The sequence below is a fragment of the Gordonia effusa NBRC 100432 genome, from assembly GCF_000241305.1.
In the GTDB taxonomy this organism is placed as follows: Bacteria; Actinomycetota; Actinomycetes; order Mycobacteriales; family Mycobacteriaceae; genus Gordonia; species Gordonia effusa.
The window spans coordinates 1-3,495 of the sequence record NZ_BAEH01000082.1 but is presented as its reverse complement, the minus strand read 5'-3'; the positions used below and the strand labels follow the sequence as shown (position 1 = coordinate 3,495).

Sequence of the window (3,495 nt, the reverse complement as noted above, 5' to 3'; positions counted from 1 at the left end):
CCGACGCCGAACTGATCGCGTGGCCGATGACCGGCGCGTGCAGGGTTTTGTCGATGCCGCCGATGACCGCGCGGTTGTAGGGGTTGATGTTGACGATCACCGGGTAGGGCGTGGTGATGGCCTGGCCGAACCGGTTGGCCGGGCGCACAACTGTCGCGCGCAGGCGTACGCCGTCGCTCATGGTGATGATCGCGGACCGGTTGATGCTGACGCGTGGGTAGCGCTGCTTGCCGTCGACGAGTTTGCGCCATTCGCGGGCGTTGGCGCCGCCGGTTGGGTCGCCGAGGGGGAGCGCTTGGATGGAGCCGCGTTGGGCGGTCGGGACAGACGTGCGACGGGCCTTGCGCGCGGTTGCGCGCTGGCCGGGCGTATCGAGTTGATACGTCATCGGATCATCACCTCGTTGGGTCGGATCGAGTTTCGCAAAGCCTATTCAGGTCCCTGAAGAATCACTGTGGCATGTGTCACTCGATCGGTTCTAGCGAAATATATCCCAGGTGGCATAAAGGTCCGCTAACTAGGGGGTCGCATTTTGGTGTTGATCCGTTAGCCGATTCGTCGTCCGATCGCCCGACCTGGGTTTTTGGACAGTTGGACAAATGACTATGTGGGCTGCGGTGATGAGGTGTTCGTCAGTCGACTGACGTAGGTGAGGTCGGGGTGGTTGGTGGTGTTGGCCGCGCTTGCGGGGTGCTTGCAGGAGGCTGTTTGTGGCTGTGGGGTGGGGGTTTGGTGCGAGAACTGTCTGGGTCGGGGGTGGTTGGAGTGGGGTGAATGGGGCTGGTGGGGCTCAATTTTTGGTGGACGTGGGCGAATATCGGGGACAGAATCTGGCAGTTATGACTATCGAACTTGTCGCGCCGAAAGCCGTCTTCTGGGAGTCATGGTTGGAAGCGCGAAGAGAATGGGGCGGGCCGGAGGCGCATCAACCGGGCGCCGGGTTGTGGGCTGCTGAGCGACTAGGGGTTGACCTTGACTCGCGTGATGGATTTGACCGCTGGGTTGATGCGCTGAATGCGCAGCCCGGCGCGGCGCCTTCGTCTGAAGTGGTGCCGGCAACCAACTGGTGGATTGTCCGGGGTGGCCGGTATGTCGGCGCCATTCAGTTGAGGCACAGTTTGAATGATTTGTTGGCGGACCTCGGAGGTCATGTCGGTTACGGGATTCGGCCGTCGGAGAGGCGGAAGGGCATCGCGACACTGGCGCTGCGGACGGTTCTCGCATACGCCTGGGGCAGCATCGGGCTAGTCGAGGTGTTGATTACCTGCGACGAGACCAACGTCGGATCTCGCAGGGTGATCGAAAGTTCGGGCGGTGTGCTCGACAGCATTCGCGAATCTGATGAACTGTCCCGCGGGCATGGTCATGTCGGAAACACGCTGCGGTATCGGGTGGCGCGGTGATTGGTGGTTTCCTCGCTCGTGATTGTGCCCGGAGCCGTCCGGGTACGCTCTAGGATTCGAGCCGTCGTTGGAGGACTTGTGGCCGAATGTGCGGCGGGCGAAAGTTGTTGTGAGGCAAGGTGATAGGCGCGTGTCTGCGCCCGCTTGAGCAGGTCAGCCTCCGTAGAGAATTCGCCAATATGGTCGCATCCTCGATATTCGACTCTAAGTAAAGGGGGGATTGAATCTTGAACTAAAGGGGGACTAGAATTACGCTGTGAAGCGGCGGGACGTGATCAAGCGCTTAGGCAAGGTGGCTAAGGCCAAGGGCGAGCGGCTGATCCTCACTGAGGGCGGCAGTCACACGTTGGCCGCGATAGGCGATCGCAAGACGACTATCCCTCGTCACAACGAGATCAACGAACTTACCGCCAAGAGCATTATCAAGTACATGGAGGCAGAGCAGTGAAGGTCACAGCGCAGGCCGTCCGGTCCGGTGACTGGTGGGCCATTCAAGTTCCGGAACTGCCTGGCCTATTCACTCAGGCGCGGCGTCTCGATCAGATAGCAACAGAAGTTACCGACGCGGCCAGCATGCTTGGTGTAGTCGTTGATGAGGTCGACGTGCAGCCGGTCATCCACGAAGACGATCAATCCGCGTTGAAGGAAGTTCGCGGTCAGATTGCCCAGCTCGACCGCTTGCAGCGTGAGGTCGCGTCACGCTCGCGGCACGTGGCTAATAGCCTCCGTCATCAAGGCTTCTCACTTCGTGATGTCGGGTCACTTATGGGTGTTTCGGCTCAGCGAATCTCGCAGTTGACGGGCGGGAGGCCTTCGCGGAAGTCATCCCCGGCCGGTACGCCCATTGCCCAAAAGGTTCCGTCCGCGGCTAGGGGAGTGCCAGCGAATAAGGTCGCGGCGCCTCGCGGGCGGAGCGTCAAGAAGTCGGCTGGGACTTCTCGTGGGACGGCCGCGAAGACCAAGGGATTTTAGTCGTCTGGCTTCGGCATCAGATGCTCGATTGGTCGGATCTTGGGCCGAGAACCAGCATCCACGCGTGGCACGACACGCAGACAGAGCCTCTTCGTAAGCGAGTTGTCGCCGGGGAACATCCCCGCTCGCGCGGAGCACCACTACCTAGGACTGTCCGACAACGTGTCCTACGGAACATCCCCGCTCGCGCGGGGCGGACGCGGCGGCGATCGAGGCCCCGACGTCGGTGATGGGAACATTCCTGCTCGCGCGGGGCAGACCGTTGGTCGAGCCGAACCCTCTCACCGTTCACCGGAACATCCCCGCTCGCGCGGGGCGGACGTTTCGCGAGGGAGTTCCTTTCCTCGCCTACCGGGAACATCCCGCTCGCGCGGGGCCGACAAGACCGCGCCCTCTGCGGATACCTACTCCCCCGGAACATCCCCGCTCGCGCGGGGACGACCCACCACGGCCGACGCCGCAACCGCACGGTAGGGGAACATCCCCGCTCGCGCGGGGCGGACACGAAGCCAAGGCCGAGGCCGGGTGCGACGGCGGGAACATCCCCGCTCGCGCGGGGCGGACAACGCGGTGGCGGCGTTTGTGCCTTTGCCGCCGGGAACATCCCCGCTCGCGCGGGGCAGACGCTGAGCTGGGCGCGCACGGGTTGCCGGAAAAGGGAACATCCCCGCTCGCGCGGGGCAGACAGACGAGGCGGGAAGTGTCTAGACCCATCCGCGGGAACATCCCCGCTCGCGCGGGGCAGACCACGCACGGAACTTCTGCGCAATCGCACGGAAGGGAACATCCCCGCTCGCGCGGGGCAGACGTCAACCCTGCTGCTCGGCTCGTTCACGTGCAGGGAACATCCCCGCTCGCGCGGGGCAGACGTCAACCCTGCTGCTCGGCTCGTTCACGTGCAGGGAACATCCCCGCTCGCGCGGGGCAGACCACCGGGGTGTCAAACCACGCTTTGTCGTCGCGGGAACATCCCCGCTCGCGCGGGGCAGACGAGCCCGCCGCCGGCAACAGGCATTGAGCGGCGGGAACATCCCCGCTCGCGCGGGGCAGACGCAGGTAACCAGGTCGAAGATACCTATGACGTGGGAACATCCCCGCTCGCGCGGGGCAGACCGGGCTT

General features: G+C 63.6%; 3 protein-coding genes, 1 pseudogene and 1 CRISPR repeat array. Of the genes and pseudogenes, 3 read left to right on the top strand and 1 reads right to left on the bottom strand.

The features are described from left to right. Positions 1-388: pseudogene (locus tag GOEFS_RS14625) on the bottom strand (CocE/NonD family hydrolase); the annotation flags it as partial. Between the two features lie 451 nt (positions 389-839). On the opposite strand from GOEFS_RS14625, the gene GOEFS_RS14620 reads away from it, so the two are divergent. From GOEFS_RS14620 to GOEFS_RS14610, 3 genes are all read left to right on the top strand, one after another. Next, on the top strand, positions 840-1,403 hold the full coding sequence (locus GOEFS_RS14620; RefSeq protein WP_040525214.1) for a GNAT family N-acetyltransferase: 564 nt from the start codon (positions 840-842) through the stop codon (positions 1,401-1,403). Positions 1,404-1,659: 256 nt separating this feature from the next. Beyond that, on the top strand, positions 1,660-1,851 hold the full coding sequence (locus GOEFS_RS14615; protein ID WP_007318703.1) for a hypothetical protein: 192 nt from the start codon (positions 1,660-1,662) through the stop codon (positions 1,849-1,851). After that, positions 1,848-2,375, top strand: coding sequence for a hypothetical protein (locus GOEFS_RS14610; RefSeq protein ID WP_007318702.1), 528 nt, complete (start codon positions 1,848-1,850; stop codon positions 2,373-2,375). Before GOEFS_RS14615 ends, GOEFS_RS14610 begins: the two co-directional genes overlap by 4 nt. Positions 2,376-2,787: 412 nt before the next feature. After that, a CRISPR array of direct repeats spans positions 2,788-3,488; the repeat unit is 29 nt; unit sequence GGGAACATCCCCGCTCGCGCGGGGCAGAC. Positions 3,489-3,495: the final 7 nt, after the last annotated feature.

Coding starts and splice junctions, on each gene's coding strand:
- GOEFS_RS14620 (WP_040525214.1), top strand. CDS start 840: ATGACTATCGAACTTGTCGCGCCGAAAGCCGTCTTCTGGGAGTCATGG.